This is a genomic window from Thauera aminoaromatica (assembly GCF_000021765.1).
Classification (GTDB): domain Bacteria; phylum Pseudomonadota; class Gammaproteobacteria; order Burkholderiales; family Rhodocyclaceae; genus Thauera; species Thauera aminoaromatica.
This window is the reverse complement of sequence record NC_011662.2, coordinates 1,401,547-1,416,538: the sequence shown is the minus strand read 5'-3', so window position 1 is coordinate 1,416,538 and position 14,992 is coordinate 1,401,547. Positions and strand designations below refer to the sequence as shown.

16 protein-coding genes and 1 tRNA gene are annotated in these 14,992 nt (G+C 67.4%); 5 read left to right on the top strand and 12 right to left on the bottom strand.

What is annotated here, in order from left to right; genetic code table 11:
• Nucleotides 1-32 precede the first annotated feature (32 nt).
• The 12 genes from TMZ1T_RS20500 to TMZ1T_RS06235 form a co-directional block, all read right to left on the bottom strand.
• Nucleotides 33-182 (bottom strand): DUF3149 domain-containing protein, encoded by a 150-nt coding sequence (locus TMZ1T_RS20500; protein WP_012584947.1) that lies wholly within the window; start codon nucleotides 180-182, stop codon nucleotides 33-35.
• 24 nt (nucleotides 183-206) lie between these two features.
• Complete coding sequence (locus TMZ1T_RS06285; protein WP_004303753.1) at nucleotides 207-716, bottom strand: FixH family protein; 510 nt, start codon at nucleotides 714-716, stop codon at nucleotides 207-209.
• A gap of 1 nt (nucleotide 717) precedes the next feature.
• Nucleotides 718-2,151, bottom strand: coding sequence for a cytochrome c oxidase accessory protein CcoG (gene ccoG / locus TMZ1T_RS06280; protein WP_004303752.1), 1,434 nt, complete (start codon nucleotides 2,149-2,151; stop codon nucleotides 718-720).
• Nucleotides 2,152-2,254: 103 nt separating this feature from the next.
• Nucleotides 2,255-3,145: a cytochrome-c oxidase, cbb3-type subunit III gene (gene ccoP, locus TMZ1T_RS06275; protein WP_004303750.1), complete on the bottom strand. Its 891-nt coding sequence runs from the start codon at nucleotides 3,143-3,145 to the stop codon at nucleotides 2,255-2,257.
• Nucleotides 3,138-3,326, bottom strand: coding sequence for a CcoQ/FixQ family Cbb3-type cytochrome c oxidase assembly chaperone (locus TMZ1T_RS06270; protein WP_004303748.1), 189 nt, complete (start codon nucleotides 3,324-3,326; stop codon nucleotides 3,138-3,140). The genes ccoP and TMZ1T_RS06270 overlap by 8 nt, the downstream gene beginning before the upstream one ends.
• Nucleotides 3,327-3,341: 15 nt before the next feature.
• Nucleotides 3,342-3,977, bottom strand: a complete 636-nt coding sequence (gene ccoO, locus TMZ1T_RS06265) for a cytochrome-c oxidase, cbb3-type subunit II (protein ID WP_004303747.1) — start codon at nucleotides 3,975-3,977, stop codon at nucleotides 3,342-3,344.
• A gap of 15 nt (nucleotides 3,978-3,992) precedes the next feature.
• On the bottom strand, nucleotides 3,993-5,423 hold the full coding sequence (ccoN, locus tag TMZ1T_RS06260) for a cytochrome-c oxidase, cbb3-type subunit I (protein WP_004303745.1): 1,431 nt from the start codon (nucleotides 5,421-5,423) through the stop codon (nucleotides 3,993-3,995).
• Between the two features lie 415 nt (nucleotides 5,424-5,838).
• On the bottom strand, nucleotides 5,839-6,093 hold the full coding sequence (ccoS, locus tag TMZ1T_RS06255; protein ID WP_012584946.1) for a cbb3-type cytochrome oxidase assembly protein CcoS: 255 nt from the start codon (nucleotides 6,091-6,093) through the stop codon (nucleotides 5,839-5,841).
• Nucleotide 6,094: 1 nt separating this feature from the next.
• Nucleotides 6,095-8,614, bottom strand: coding sequence for a heavy metal translocating P-type ATPase (locus TMZ1T_RS06250; RefSeq protein WP_012584945.1), 2,520 nt, complete (start codon nucleotides 8,612-8,614; stop codon nucleotides 6,095-6,097).
• Between the two features lie 137 nt (nucleotides 8,615-8,751).
• Nucleotides 8,752-9,519, bottom strand: a complete 768-nt coding sequence (locus tag TMZ1T_RS06245; RefSeq protein ID WP_012584944.1) for an SDR family NAD(P)-dependent oxidoreductase — start codon at nucleotides 9,517-9,519, stop codon at nucleotides 8,752-8,754.
• 204 nt (nucleotides 9,520-9,723) lie between these two features.
• The gene (locus tag TMZ1T_RS06240; protein WP_004310249.1) at nucleotides 9,724-10,257 is read right to left on the bottom strand and encodes a glycine cleavage system protein R; all 534 of its coding nucleotides are present in this window, start codon (nucleotides 10,255-10,257) and stop codon (nucleotides 9,724-9,726) included.
• 267 nt (nucleotides 10,258-10,524) lie between these two features.
• Nucleotides 10,525-10,600: transfer RNA gene (locus TMZ1T_RS06235), tRNA-Thr, on the bottom strand.
• A gap of 335 nt (nucleotides 10,601-10,935) precedes the next feature.
• Here TMZ1T_RS06235 and TMZ1T_RS06230 point away from each other — a divergent pair.
• The 5 genes from TMZ1T_RS06230 (at nucleotide 10,936) to TMZ1T_RS06210 (ending at nucleotide 14,929) form a co-directional block, all read left to right on the top strand.
• Entirely contained in the window at nucleotides 10,936-11,718 is a 783-nt protein-coding gene (locus TMZ1T_RS06230) for a sulfite exporter TauE/SafE family protein (RefSeq protein WP_004310247.1), read from the top strand.
• Nucleotides 11,719-11,726: 8 nt separating this feature from the next.
• The gene (locus TMZ1T_RS06225; protein WP_004310245.1) at nucleotides 11,727-12,710 is read left to right on the top strand and encodes a DMT family transporter; all 984 of its coding nucleotides are present in this window, start codon (nucleotides 11,727-11,729) and stop codon (nucleotides 12,708-12,710) included.
• Between the two features lie 102 nt (nucleotides 12,711-12,812).
• Entirely contained in the window at nucleotides 12,813-13,748 is a 936-nt protein-coding gene (locus tag TMZ1T_RS06220) for a nucleoside recognition domain-containing protein (RefSeq protein WP_004310243.1), read from the top strand.
• An 84-nt stretch (nucleotides 13,749-13,832) separates the two neighbouring features.
• Nucleotides 13,833-14,198 (top strand): CidA/LrgA family protein, encoded by a 366-nt coding sequence (locus TMZ1T_RS06215; RefSeq protein ID WP_004310242.1) that lies wholly within the window; start codon nucleotides 13,833-13,835, stop codon nucleotides 14,196-14,198.
• Entirely contained in the window at nucleotides 14,195-14,929 is a 735-nt protein-coding gene (locus TMZ1T_RS06210; protein ID WP_004310240.1) for an LrgB family protein, read from the top strand. The genes TMZ1T_RS06215 and TMZ1T_RS06210 overlap by 4 nt, the downstream gene beginning before the upstream one ends.
• The last annotated feature ends 63 nt before the right edge of the window (nucleotides 14,930-14,992 follow it).

Here is a 14,992-nt window from a genome sequence, read left to right as displayed (position 1 = left end):
TGCGGGCCGTTTTCATCCGCGGTGCGGATCGCTCATGAGCGGGCGCTACGGGCCTTCTGCTCGTCCTCCGCCATATGGCGGCGGGCGAAGCGGTAAAGGTAGACGGCCATCACCAGAATGAAGACGATGGTGAAGACGCTCAGCAGACCGATATCGCTCTTGAACAACAATTCCCAGGCCATGGTGCTTCTCCCTTTGCAAGAAACTCAGACATTCGGATCCATCCGGATCTCCATCTCTGCAGGGAGGTAAGCGGACCCGTCCATTCTCCAGCTTCGGGCCTCGTCTTGTATCACGAACAACCAGCGACCGGTGCTCAGCGGTGCGAGCGTGGCCTCATACACACCGGAGCGCCCGCGGACGAGCAGCTCCTGGTCGAGGCCACTCCGCGTGGGGTGGGCGACGGTCAGGCGGATGCTGTCGGGCAGGCTGCCCGGCGCGGTAGCCGTCAGCTCCACGTGGATCGAGTCGCTGCGGATGCGCAAGGCGGCGCGCAAGCCGAGCTCGCGGGCGTGCTCGACGCGGCCGAGGGTCTGCACGATCGCCTGGCCTTCCTTGTAGTAGTCGTCGACCACCATGCCGTCGAAGGTCTTCGCGGCGATCACCAGGGTGGCGATGCCGGCGACCACCGCGGTCGCGGGCAGGGCGATGAGGAACCAGGGCCAGCCCTGGCGGTACCAGGGCTCGACCGGGGCTTCGGGCTTCTTGCTTCGCATGTCAGCGCGGTACCAGGAAAGTGGACTCTTCCTTGAGCGTCAAGGCGGGATCATCCTCCGCAGCGACGTCGAAGAAAATCGTGTTGGCCCCCGGCTTGCCTTCGTCGTAGGGGACGTGCACCTGTACGGTGACCGACTGCACGCCGGCCGGCGCGACCTCGACCCGCTGCGGACCCTTGATGCGGATTCCGTTCAGGCCGGAGACGCCGATGCTGAACGCACGCGGCGACTCGGTCATGTTCATGACCTGGAGCTGGTACACGTTCTCGATCAGGCCACCCTCGATCTCCTGTCCGAGCGAGGAGCGGTCGCGCAGCACGTCGACGCGCAGCGGTTCGCGCGCAGCCAGGCCCCACACGAAGGCAGCGCAGATCGCGGCCAGGATGGTGCCGTAGATCAGCGTGCGCGGCCGGAACACGTGCGCGAGGATCTCCTTGGAGCCCCAATTGCGCTTCATCGCGTTCTCGGTCGAGTAGCGGATCAGGCCGCGCGGGTAGTTCATCTTGTCCATGACCTGGTCGCAGGCGTCGATGCAGGCGGCACAGCCGATGCATTCGTACTGCAGGCCATCGCGGATGTCGATCCCGGTCGGGCAAACCTGCACGCAGATGCCGCAGTCGATGCAGTCGCCCTTGGACACGGAGCGCGGATCGATGCCCTTCTTGCGCGTTCCGCGCGGCTCGCCACGTGCCTCGTCGTAGGTGATCACCAGGGTGTCGGGGTCGAACATCACCGCCTGGAAGCGCGCGTACGGGCACATGTACTTGCACACCTGCTCGCGCAGCACGCCGGCGAAGAGGTAGGTGAAGCCGGCGTAGAACAGGATCCAGAACGTTTCCCAGGGCCCGAAGGTGAGGCCGTTGAAGGAGGCCAGCAATTCGTCGAGCGGGGAGAAATAGGCCACGAAGGTGAAGCCGGTCCACAGCGCGACGATGCCCCAGACGAGGAACTTGACGGCGCGGCGCAACGCCTTGCCGGAGCTCATCGGCGCGCGGTCGAGCTTCTGGCGGCGGGTATGGTCGCCCTCGATCTTCTCCTCGATCCACATGAAGATCTCGGTATACACCGTCTGCGGGCAGGCATATCCGCACCACAGGCGGCCCGCGATCGCGGTGAAGAAGAACAGGGCGTAGGCCGAGATGATCAACAGGATCGCGAGAAAGAACACGTCCTGCGGCCAGAAGACCCAGCCGAAGATGTAGAACTTGCGTTCGGTCAGATGGAAAAGCACGGCCTGGCGGTCGTTCCAGCTCAGCCAGGGCAGACCGTAGAACAAGATCTGGGTGATCCACACCAACGCCCACCGCCAGTTGGCGAACAGGCCGGTGACGGAGCGCACGTAGAGCTTCTTGCGTGCCGCGTAGAGCGTGTCCTGGGAGGACTCGGGGTTGGAGGGTCTTGCCGCCTTCTGCGGCTCGGGGGATGCGCTTTTCATGGCCTTGTTACCGATGAATTCTTGTTCTTGTTGTTATCGAGAACCCCGGGAGGGCCCCTTCCTCCCGGGGATGCGATGCTGCTGCAGCTACTGCGGGTGACGCTTACTTCTTGCTCAGGCTCAGCACGTAGGCGGCGAGCAGGTGCACCTTGTCCTCGCCGAGGAAGGCACCGAAGGCGGGCATCTTGTTGTTGCGGCCGTTGGTGACGGTCTCGATGATCACCGCCTCGGACGAGCCGTACAGCCAGCGGTTGTCGGTCAGGTTGGGCGCGCCGAGCATCGGGTTGCCCTTGGCATCCGCACCGTGGCAAGCCACGCAGTTGGACTCGAAGGCTTCCTTGCCGCGCTGCGCGCGCACGGAGTCGTGGGCGAGGCCGTTCATCGAACGCACGTAGTTGGCGACATCCTTGACACCGTCGGCGCCGAGCGCGGGACCGAACGGAGGCATCACGCCGTTACGCCCGTTCGTGATGGTCTCCTTGATGTTTTCCGGCGCACCGCCCCACAGCCACTCGCTGTCGGTCAGGTTGGGGAAGCTCTTCGCACCCTGCGCCGCCGCGCCGTGGCACTGCTGGCAGTAGGTCAGGAACAGGCGCTTGCCCATCGCGTTGGCTTCGGGATCGGCGGCGACCGCCATCACGTCCATCTCGCGATACTTGGCGAACACGGGACCGAAACGCTCCTGGGCGGCCTGCATCTCCGCATCGTACTGCGCCCACTGACCGCGGCTCTGGTTGCTGCGGCCAAAGCCGGGATAGATCGCCAGGTAAACCACCGCGAACACGATGGTGATCCAGAACAGGTACATCCACCACCGCGGCAGGGGGTTGTTGTACTCCGCAAGCGTTTCATCCCACACATGGCCATGCAATTGCACCGGCCCTTTCTCGCGCTTGGTCATGTTCGACGCCAGCACGAACACACAGAACAGGATGGAGAGGGCCACGAGGACCATCACATACATGTTCCAGAAACCGCTGATGAAGTCAGCCATTTGTTTTTCCCTCTTGGTCTTGCCGGCCGCGCGGGGCCGGTAGGTCGTCGTCGCTCAGGGGCAGACGCGCCGCCTCGTCGAAACCGGCCTTCGCCTGCTTGCTGTACGCCCAGGCACAGATACCCAGGAAGCAGAGCAGCCCAAGCACGGTGATCAGGCTACGGAAATCGTTGATATCCACGGCGCGAGTGCTTCCTTACCTGAAGTGCGAAATCGCGGTGCCCAACCCCTGGAGGTAGGCCACGACGGCGTCGAGTTCGGTCTTGCCCTCGAGCGCGGCCGGCGCGGCGGCGATCTCCTCGTCGCTGTACTTGTGCAGACCGACCTTGTTGAGCGCGCGCATGCGGTCCTGGATGTCCGCCGCCCTGACCGGGCGATCGAGCCAGGGGAAGGCTGGCATGTTCGACTCGGGCACGACGTCGCGAGGATTGAGCAGGTGCACACGCTGCCATTCGTCGGAGTAGCGGCCACCGACGCGGGCGAGGTCCGGACCGGTGCGTTTGGAGCCCCACTGGAACGGGTGGTCGTAGATGTACTCGCCGGCGACCGAATAGTGGCCGTAGCGCTCGGTCTCGGCGCGGAACGGACGGATCATCTGCGAGTGGCAGTTGTAGCAGCCTTCGCGGACGTAGATGTCGCGCCCCACGAGACGGACCGGATCGTACGGCTTGACGTCGAGCGCATTGCCCTTGTGGTCGATCGCGGTGGTGGTCGAGTGCTGGAAGAACAGCGGCACGATCTCCACCAGACCACCCACGCTGACGGTCATCAGCGTGAGCACGATCATGAGGAATACGTTGCGTTCGATCTTTTCGTGTTTCGATTGAGCCATGTTGTTGTTCTCCGATCAGGCGTGGGCAGCCGCGGGCGCGAGCACCGGGGCGTCATAGGCCTTCTGGCCGGCGATCGTCTTCACCATGTTGTAGAACATGATCAGCATGCCGCCGAGGAACATCGCGCCGCCGATGAAGCGGATCGTCCAGAACGGGTAGCTGGCCTTGACCGACTCGACGAAGGAGTAGGTCAGCGTGCCGTCCGGGTTGGTCGCGCGCCACATCAGGCCCTGCATCACACCAGAGATCCACATCGAGGCGATGTACAGCACGATGCCGATGGTGGCGATCCAGAAGTGGGCGTTGATCAGCTTGACGCTGTACATCTCGCTCTTGCCGTAGAGGCGCGGCAGCAGGAAGTACACCGAGCCGATGGAGATCATCGCCACCCAGCCGAGCGCGCCGGAGTGCACGTGGCCGACGGTCCAGTCGGTGTAGTGAGACAGCGCGTTGACCGTCTTGATCGACATCATCGGGCCTTCGAAGGTCGACATGCCGTAGAAGGACAGCGAGGTGATGAGGAACTTCAGGATCGGGTCGGTGCGCAGCTTGTGCCAGGCGCCCGACAGGGTCAGCACGCCGTTGATCATGCCGCCCCAGGACGGCGCCAGCAGGATCAGCGAGAACACCATGCCCACGGACTGGGTCCAGTCGGGCAGCGCGGTGTAGTGCAGGTGGTGCGGACCCGCCCACATGTAGGTGAAGATCAGCGCCCAGAAGTGCACCACCGACAGGCGATAGGAATACACCGGACGGTCGGCCTGCTTGGGCACGAAGTAGTACATCATGCCGAGGAAGCCCGCAGTCAGGAAGAAGCCCACCGCGTTGTGCCCGTACCACCACTGGATCATCGCGTCCTGCACGCCGGCATAGGCCGAATAGGACTTCATGCTGGTCAGCGAGACGGGGATCGCGGCGCTGTTCACGATGTGGAGCAGCGCGACGGTGAGGATGAAGCCGCCGAAGAACCAGTTCGCCACATAGATGTGCGAGACCTTGCGCCTGGCAATGGTGCCGAAGAACACGATGGCATAGGACACCCACACGATCGCGATCAGGATGTCGATCGGCCATTCGAGCTCGGCGTATTCCTTGGAGGTGGTGTAACCCAGCGGCAGGGTGATCGCGGCAAGCAGGATGACCAGCTGCCAGCCCCAGAAGGTGAACGCGGCCAGGCCCGGCGCGAACAGTCTGGTGTGACAAGTGCGCTGGACGACGTAGTACGACGTCGCGAACAACGCGCAGCCACCGAACGCGAAGATCACCGCGTTGGTGTGCAGCGGACGGAGCCTGCCGAAATGCAGGAATTCGTGCACGTTCAACTGGGGCCACACGAGCTGTGCCGCGGCGATCACGCCGACGAGCATGCCCACGATGCCCCACACCACCGTCATGATGGCGAACTGGCGCACGACTTTATAGTTATAAGTCGCTTGCGATTGCATCTGGATCACCTCTTTGTTTTTGAAAACCCCTGCTTGCGTCGCGCCGCAGCAGACTTCCGCGGCGAACCACTCGGGCGAGAATACGCCACGACCACATACGCAATTTGACACAAGTCAATATTGTATTGCAGCAGACGGGGCCAAGGAAGGGGAAATTGGAGTTAGTCCAAAAACAAACCCGAAACCCAGCAACGAGCGCGGCGCGCAATCGTGCGAGCGGGCTGGAAGCCAATGCCTGCAAGGCATCCAGCGGTTTCGGCATGCCTTTCGAGAGGCAAAAAAAAGGGTGCGTCTGCACGCACCCCCAACCCCAACAGAGAGACATAAACCCCGGACCACTCGCCATCGTCATGAAAGGCGATCGGTCGCAACGCCGACATTTTCCACCGTTACATGAGACAGCAGTTGACGCAGGTCAACGAAACCTCGATTGCTCACCCGCGGAACCGGTACGGCGATCGGAAACCGCATTCGCAGCCACCTCGCCGGACGGGTCTGCATCCCGCTCCTGCCCGTCCGCCGGGAGTTGTTCGCGGTCGTCCATCAGCAGCCGGTAGGCCGGACCCTCGAGGTCGTCGTACTGGCCGCTGCGCAGCGACCACCAGAACAACACCCCGATGACGAAGACCAGCACGACCGACAGCGGAATCAGCAAGTAGAGGCTTTCCATCTCAGTTCTCCGCGCCTGCGCGCTCGGTGCGCGTGGCGCGCTGCAGGCGCATCGCGTTGAGCACGACGAGCAAGGAACTCGCCGCCATGCCGATGCCGGCCATCCACGGGGTCACCAGCCCCGCCATGGCGAGCGGCACCGAGGTGAAATTGTAGGCGAACGACCACCACAGGTTCTGCCGGATGATGCGCAGGGTCCTGCGCGCAAGCACGATCCCGTCGGCAAGGCTGACGAAGCGCTCGTTGAGCAGCACGATGTCGGCCTGGTTGCGCGCGAGGTCGGTACCGCCGCCCATCGCCACCGAAACGTGGGCCTGGGCGAGTACCGGGGCGTCGTTCACGCCGTCGCCGATCATCGCCACGACCGCCCTGTCGTCGCGCTGCATGTCGACGATCGCCTGTTGCTTGCCCTGCGGATCCAGGCCACCGCGCGCGTCGTGGATTCCCAGCCGGGCGGCGACCGCATCCACCACCGGCTGCGCGTCGCCGGAAAGCAGGCCGAGCGCCGCACCCTCGGCCGCCAGGCGACGGGTGATCATCGGCGCATCCGCGCGCAGGCTGTCGCCAAGGCGGAACAGCCCCAGCCAGCCGCCCCGCCCGGCGAGTGCGATCACCGTGCCGCCGGGCGCGGCGAAGCCCGCGAGCGCAGCAGGCGCGGCGAGGCCGGCGACACCCGCGACCCAGCCCGGGCGGCCGATCCAGAGGCGCTCGCCCTCGACCACGCCATGCATCCCCTGCCCGGTCTCGGCAGCCAGCTCGGCCACCGCCGGCAAGGCCGCCTCACCCGCCGCCGCGCGCAGGCCGGCAGCAACCGGGTGCGCAGAGCCCTGCTCGATCGCCGCGGCCAGCACCACCAGCCGGTCCGCGTCCACGCTGCCGAGCGCGCACACCTCCTCCACCCGCATCTTGCCGAGCGTGAGGGTGCCGGTCTTGTCGAAGACGAAACGATTGGCCCGCGCCAGCGTTTCGATCGCATGCCCGCGCGTCACCAGCACACCCATGCGCGCCAGCGTGTCCGTGGCCACGGTGAGCGCAGTCGGCGTGGCGAGCGAGAGCGCGCACGGACATGCGACCACAAGCACCGACACGAAGACCCACAGCGCACGCGCGGGATCGATCAGGTACCAGGCCACCCCGGTTCCCGCGGCCAGCACCAGCAAGGTGACGATGAAGTAGGCGGCGATGCGGTCCGAAAGCGAGGCGATGCGCGGCTTCTCGGTCGCTGCGCGTTCCATGAGGCGACGGATCGCCGCCAGCCGCGTGGCGTCGCCGACCTGCTCGACGCGCACCAGCAGCGGCGAGGACACGTTGATACTGCCGCCGGTGACACGATCGCCGACCGCCTTGGGGACCGGCATGCTCTCGCCGGTCAGCAGCGCCTCGTTGGCCTCGCCGCGACCCTCGACCACCAGACCATCGACCGGGATCACCTCGCCCGGGCGCACACGCAGCACGTCCCCCGCCACCAGCTGCGAGGTCGGCACGCGTTCGCCGGCGGACTCCCCCGGCCAGCCGGCGATGCGCTCGGCGAACGAGGGCAAGGCTTTGCCCAATTCCTCCACTCCGCGTACCGCCTTCTGGCGCGCGATCATCTCGAGGTAGCGCCCGCCGAGCAGGAAGAACACGAACATCGTCACCGAATCGAAATAGACTTCCGGCCCGTCGGTCAGCGTCGCCCACAGGCTGGCGGCGAAGGCGCTGCCCACGCCGAGCGCGACCGGCACGTCCATGCCCAGGCGGCGCAGGCGCAGGTCTCGCCAGGCGCGCTGGAAGAAGGGCGCGGCCGAATACAGCACCACCGGGAGCGTCAGCAGCAGGCTGGCCCAGCGCAGCAGCTGCTCGATGTCCCAGGTCATGTCGCCCTCGCCGGCCACGTAGACCGGGAAGGCGTACATCATCACCTGCATCATGCCGAAGCCGGCAACGAACACCCGCCACAGCATCGAGCGCCGCTCACGATGGGCGAGCTGCTCGGAACGCTCGGCGTCGTAGGGATAGGCGCGGTAGCCGATCGCCTGGATCGCGGCGAGGATGTCGGAAAGCTTGATCCGGCGCTCGTCCCAGCGCACGCGCGCACGCCGGGTGGCGTAGTTGATCTCGATCGCCGACACGCCGGACAGGCGGGCGACGTGGTTCTCGTTGAGCCACACGCAGGCGGCGCAGGTGATGCCCTCGAGGATCAACGCGGCTTCGCGCTCGTGCTCGCCGACCGGGCGCACGAAGCTCTTCTGGAAGTCGGGGTGATCGAAGAGGCCGAGCTCCTGCAGTTCGACCGGCATGGCCTCGCGCCGCGTCTCGGGCATCGCGTCGCGATGGCGGTAGTAATCCACCAGGCCGTTATCGACGATCGACTGCGCCACCGCCTCGCAGCCGACGCAGCACATGCGCCGCTCGCGGCCGTCGATGCGCACGTAGTGCCGCGTCTCGGGAGGAATCGGCAGACCGCAGTGATAGCAGTCGCGATCCGCGGCGGCATCGGCTGCGGCGGCGGCCGCGGAAACGGGCTGTTCTACAGGAGTCATCGGCGCCAAGCGAAACCGCCCCGAGCGCAGATGCGCGGGGCGGGAAGAATTGGAACCGGTTTAATAACATAATTCACCCGCCCCGGCTATTGCACCGCAGCATCACCGGCAGGCGGCTGCTGCGGTGCGACGCCTTCCTACTTGGCGGCCATGCGGATCGCGCCGTCGAGGCGGATCACCTCGCCGTTCAGGTAGGCGTTCTCGACGATGTGGCGCACCAGCGCGGCGAACTCGGCGGGCTTGCCCAGACGCGAGGGGAAGGGAACCATCTTGCCGAGCGAGTCCTGCACCTCTTGCGGCATGCCCATCAGCATCGGCGTCTCCATGATGCCGGGGGCGATGGCCATTACGCGGATGCCGAAGCGGGACAGCTCGCGCGCCACCGGCAGCGTGAGTCCGACCACGCCAGCCTTGGACGAGGCGTAGCCGGCCTGTCCGACCTGGCCGTCGAAGGCGGCCACCGACGCGGTATTCACGATCACGCCACGCTCGCCGCCGGCATTGGGCGCGGCCTTGCTCATGACGTCGGCGGCGAGGCGCAACATGTTGAAGGTGCCGATCAGGTTGATCGAAACGGTACGCGCGAAGCTCTCGAGCCGATGCGGCCCCTCGCGGCCCACCACCTTTTCGGCTGGCGCCACACCGGCGCAGCTGACCAGGCCGTTGAGGCCTCCGAAGCGCTGCACCGCAGTATCGATCGCCGCCTTGGCGCTGTCGGCATCGGTGACGTCGGTCTGCACGAAGCAGGCCGCAGCGCCGAGTTCGGCGGCGAGCGCCTCGCCCGCCTGCGCGTTGACGTCGGCCAGCACCACGCGGCCACCGGCTTCGACCAGCATGCGCGCGCTCGCCGCGCCCAGGCCCGAGCCACCACCCGTGATCACGAATACGCCATTCTCGATCTGCATCGCCTTTCTCCTCGAAAAATCGGTGACGGCGGACGCCGTCCGCTGCAGCGCAGCACCTTAAATTACGTTGACGTAGGCGTCAATCGGATCGCCACGTCGCTGCCCCAACGTGGCGCGCGCGCAAGCGCACGCGAACACTGCGGAGCCCCGGCATGTCGAGCGAATGCGCGGCACGCGCCACGCCCCCGCGAACTCCGCGAGTCCTCAGCCGGCCGGCTCGGACACTTCCTCGAAATCGAGATCGACCATCAGCTCGTTCGCGAGCGCCTCCAGGTCGTTGCGCACCGCAGCGAGGCCGACCCCTGCCGGCACCGCCAGCTCCGCGCGCGCGCGAAAGAGCGGCTCGCCGCTCATCGAGGCACTCTCGCAAGCCGTCTCCAGCGCATCGATGCTGAGGCCGTGGCGAGCGAGCACGGCCGAAATGTCGCGCACGATGCCGGGACGATCGTGGCCGACGAGCTCGAGACGCGCCAGGCGCGCCTGCGCAGCGGCGCCCGCATCGGCCCGCACGACGGCCAGCTTGAGCCCTTCCGCAACCAGCCCGCTCAGGCCGCGCTCGAGCGCGTCGGCCGCCGCGGCATCCACTTCGAGGCGCACGACGCCGGCGAACTGCCCGGCCAGCCGGGTCAGGCGGCTCTCCATCCAGTTCGCGCCGTGGGCGCCGGCGCAGGCCGACACCGCGCTCACCAGGCCGGGACGATCGGGGCCGACCAGGGTAAGGATCAGGGAAGTCTTCATGTTCGGTCTCCGTCCGGCCCCATCAGCGGCGCTCCGCGTCCCTCGGCGCGGAATCGAGGGCGATCGCTGCAAGGCCGGAGACAATTGGAATGGGAACCGACACGATAACCCAGCGGCCTCGCAAGCGGGAGCCCGGCGGCCCGGGCAGGACGCACGCCCTCGGCGACTCGGCACATCGCTTCCGCGAGGCGCTTGCAGGACGGCTACATGCCAGCTGAAAAGCAAAAAGGGCGACCCCGAAGGACCGCCCTGAGTGCTTGAAACCATTGGTGCCGGAGAAGAGACTCGAACTCCCGACCTTCGCATTACGAATGCGCTGCTCTACCAACTGAGCTACACCGGCCAAGGGCGCGCATCTTAACCCAGCGCGAAGGGCGCGGCAACACCGCATGCGGCCCGCCGGGGCGGGTGGATCACCGGGGGAGGTGGCGGCAGACGCGAGGGCGCGAAGCATCGGGGAGAACCCGTATTCGATAGAAAATTCTTCTCCCACACCTACATTTTGCTATTTGCCTCCATTAGAATGCGCGCCAATTCAGGGCGGAGGAGACCAGCCCGAGCAAGAACGCAGCGCCACGGGGGTGCGCCCCCGTGGCAGCCGCGCCATTTGCGGGCCGGCCGCACTCCGGCACGGACCACGCCTGTCGACCCAGCCCTCCCCGACGTCCCGCCCTCCACATGTCCGGCCTCACCCTCTTCGAGATCGCCCTCATCGGGGCCGCCGCATTCGCCGCAGGCGCGGTGAACTCGGTCGCCGGCGGCGGCACCTTCTTCTCCTTCCCCGCCTTGCTCGCGATCGGCGTGCCGCCGGTGGTGGCCAACGCGAGCAACTCGGTCTCGCTGTGGCCGGGCAGCCTTGCCGGCGCATGGGCGTTCCGGCGCGAGCTCAAGCGCTTCTCGCGCAGCCTGCCGATGCTCTCGGTGATCGCCTTCGTCGGCGGCATCGGCGGCGGCCTGCTGCTGCTGGCCACTTCCAATGCCGCGTTCGCGCAGTTGATCCCCTGGTTGCTGCTGCTTGCCACCGTATTGTTCGCCTTCAGCGCGCAGATCTCCGCGCTGGTGAAAAAATGGAAGCCCTCTCCGGAAGGGGTCGACGAACGCCATATCGGCCCGGGCGGCTACGTATTCCAGCTCGCGGTTTCCCTTTATGGCGGCTTCTTCGGCGCCGGCATGGGCATCCTGATGATCGCCGCGCTCGCCATCCAGGGCTTCAAGGACGTGCACGAGATCAACGCGCTGAAGAACTGGCTGTCTGCGGTGATCTACAGCGTCGCGGTGGCGACCTTCGTGATCGCCGACGCGGTGTCGTGGCCGCACACGCTGGTCATGCTGGTGACCGCGACGATCGGCGGCTACTGGGGTGCGGCGGTGGCGCGCAAGCTGCCGGCGCTGTGGCTGCGCCGCTTCATCATCGCGGTCGGCGGCGTGCTCACCGTCTACTATTTCGGCAAGACGCTCTGAGCGCGCCGATGCTCGCCGGTCTCTCCGCCGCGCTCGGCGCGGGCCTGCTCTGGGGCCTGGTGTTCCTCACCCCGCTGCTGCTCGCCGACTACCCGCCCTTCATGCTCGCGATCGGGCGCTACCTCGCCTTCGGCGTGCTCGCGCTCGGGCTGGCGTGGTTCGATCGCGCGGCGCTCGCCCGCCTCACGCGCGCGGACTGGATCGAGGCGGTCAAGCTCGCGCTGGTCGGCAACCTGGTCTACTACGCCACGTTGGCGAGCGCGATCCAGCTCGCCGGCGGGCCGGTGCCGACCCTGATCATCGGCACCCTGCCAGTGGTGATCGCGATCACCGCGAACCTGCTCGACCGCCACCACGGCGGCGGCGAGGACAGCGCGCCGTGGATCCGCCTCGCAGCACCGCTGGCGCTCATCCTCGGCGGCCTGTTCGCGGTGCATTCGGCGAGCGCGCACGCACTGCCCGCCGACGCCTCCGCCGACTACCTGCTGGGCATCGGCTTCGGGCTGTGCGCGCTCGCCTGCTGGACCTGGTATCCGATCCGCAACAGCCGCTGGCTGCGCGCACGCGGTGCCGGGCTGTCGCGCGCATGGGCGACCGCGCAGGGGCTGGCGACGCTGCCGGTGGCGATCGTCGCCGGCATCGGCTACTGGCTGTGGGACACCCGGCTCGCGCCCGGCGGAGCGGGCTTCGCCTGGCCGCTCGGGCCGCGCCCCGAGGCCTTCGTCGGCATGTGCATCCTGCTCGGCCTGGCCGCGTCCTGGCTCGGCACCCTGCTGTGGAACCGCGCCAGCCACCTGCTGCCGGCCGCACTGGTGGGCCAGCTGATCGTGTTCGAGACGCTCGCCGCGCTGCTCTACGCCTTCCTGTGGTACGGACGCTGGCCGGGCATGGCCGAGAGCGCGGGGATCGCGCTGCTGATCGCCGGGGTGCTCGGCGGCGTGCGGGTGTTCCGCCCGGGCGCTGCACGCCCCGCAGTGGACGGGGCTGCGTAGCGGAGCATCGGCGGTGGCCGTGCTGCCGGCTTGCACGGGCGTCCCGCCGGACACGGTATCATTCTGTTTTTTGCACTGCAGCAAACCGCTTGCCCACCGCCGATGGACCAACTCACCCGCATCATCCTCGAGGCCGGCCGCTCGGCGGTCGAGCTCTCCCTCTTCGTGCTGCTGCCGATCATGGTGGTGATGCTGTCGCTGATGCGCCTGCTCGAGGCGCGCGGTGTGCTCGACTGGGTGGTCGCCCGCCTGGCGCCGCTGCTGCGCCCGCTCGGGCTCACCGGGCTGGGCGTGTTCGCCGCGCTGCAGATCAACCTGGTGAGCTTCGCCGCGCCGGTGGCCACGCTCACCATGATGGAAGGGCGCGGCGCGTCCGACCGCCACCTCGCCGCCACGCTGGCCATGGTGATGGCGATGGCGCAGGCCAACGTGACTTTCCCGATGGCCTCGATGGGACTCGCCTTCGGGCCGGCGCTGGTGCTGTCGGTGCTCGGCGGACTGGCGGCCGCCGCGGTGACCTACCATGGCTTCGGCCGCGGCCTGTCGGCGGCCGAAGCGCCACTGGACGAGACCCTGCACCACCGCGTCGCCGACGACGCCAAGGGTGTGCTCGACGTCATCAACCGCGCCGGCGCCGAGGCCTTCAAGATCTCGGTCGGCGCGATCCCGATGCTGGTGCTCGCGCTGGTGGCGGTGATGGCGCTGCGCGCAAGCGGCGGCATCGACGCGCTCACCGCGCTGCTCGCCCCGCTGCTGCGCGCGTTCGAGCTCGACCCCGCGCTGATCCTGCTCACGCTCACCAAGTACATCGCTGGCGGCACCGCGATGATGGGCGTGATGGACGAGATGCTGAAGGCGGGCACGACCACCGTCGCCACCCTGAACGCGAGTGCCGGCTTCCTGATCCACCCCTTCGACGTCGCCGGCGTGGCGGTGCTGATCTCGGCCGGCCGGCGCGTGGCGGCGGTGTGGAGGCCGGCCGCGCTCGGCGCGATGGTCGGCATCGCGGTGCGCGCGGTCGGCCACGCCCTGCTGTAAGCTCGTTTCGCCTGCCTCCTCCGGCCCCCGTCCGGCGCCCCCGTTCGGCGCCCCCTTCCAGTGACTTCGCGAGGGACTCCGACCATGATCGCCGCCCTGACCCTGCTTCTCGTCTTCCAGCTCGTCGGCGAGGTGATCGCGCGCGCGCTGGCGCTGCCGATTCCCGGCCCGGTGATCGGCATGGCCCTGCTCTTCCTCGCGCTGCTCGTGCGCGGCGGTCCGGGCGAGGATCTGCGCCAGACCTCCGGCCAGTTGCTGCAGCACCTGTCACTGCTGTTCGTGCCGGCGGGCACCGGCATCGTCATCTACGGCGACCGCATCGCCGCCGAATGGCTGCCGCTGGTGGTGGCGCTGTTCCTCAGCACCTTCCTCGCACTGGCGGTGACCGCGCTGGTGCTCCAGGCACTCACCCACAAGCGCCCGAAGCCGACGACGGAGGCCGGCAAATGAACCCGAACCTCGAGGAAATCTGGGTCTATCTGTCCACCTCGCCACTCCTCGGGCTGACGCTGACCCTGCTCGCCTACCAGGCTGCATTCTGGATCTACAAGCGCGTCGGCTTCCATCCGATCGCCAACCCGGTGCTGATCAGCGTGGCCATCCTCGCCAGCCTGCTGCTCGCCACCGGTACGCCCTACCAGCGCTATTTCGACGGCGCGCAGTTCGTGCACTTCCTGCTCGGCCCGGCCACGGTCGCACTGGCGATCCCGCTCCACGCGCAGTGGCCGCGCCTGAAGTCGATGGCCGGCCCGTTGCTGATCGCGCTCGTCGCCGGCTCGCTGACCGCGGCGCTGTCGGCCTGGGGCATCGGCGCCCTGCTCGGCGGCAGCCGCGAATCGCTGATGTCGCTCGCCCCCAAGAGCGTGACCACGCCGATCGCCATGGGCGTGGCCGAGCGCATCGGCGGCCTGCCCTCGCTCACCGCGGTGCTGGTGATCAGCGCCGGCATCATCGGCGCGGTGGCCGGCCGCAGCGTGCTGAATCGCCTGCACATCGGCGATCACGCAGTGCGCGGCTTCGCGATCGGCATCGCCTCGCACGGCATCGGCACCGCGCGCGCCTTCCAGGTCAGCGAGCAGGCGGGCGCCTTCGCCGCGCTGGCGATGGGATTGAACGGACTGATCACCGCGGTGTCCCTGCCCTGGATCATGCCCTGGGTGGAGCGGCTGTTCGCGAGCTGACGGCTGTCCGGGGCGCGCAAGACGCCAGAACAAACAGAATCCGACACGACCCGACGACGAGGG